Annotated in this window: 2 tRNA genes; both read right to left on the bottom strand. The window is 51.2% G+C overall.

The annotated features are described in order from the left end of the window. Positions 1–36: 36 nt before the first annotated feature. A tRNA-Thr gene (locus tag N6G83_RS54755) sits at positions 37–112 on the bottom strand. A 6-nt stretch (positions 113–118) separates the two neighbouring features. Continuing rightward, positions 119–193 (bottom strand) — tRNA-Gly (locus N6G83_RS54750). Between the last annotated feature and the right edge of the window lie 22 nt (positions 194–215).

Raw genomic sequence — 215 nt, 5'->3', positions numbered from 1 at the left:
AACAGAAAGAAAATCAGGGGGCGAGAAATTAAGAAGTGGTGCTGATAGGCAGATTCGAACTGCCGACCTCACCCTTACCAAGGGTGCGCTCTACCAACTGAGCTATATCAGCACATCTTGGAGCGGGCAGTGGGAATCGAACCCACATCATCAGCTTGGAAGGCTGAGGTAATAGCCATTATACGATGCCCGCATCCTGGAACTCGGCTACCTGA

The sequence above is a fragment of the Serratia sp. PL7 genome, assembly GCF_945957435.1.
This window is presented reverse-complemented; position numbering and strand designations above follow the sequence as displayed.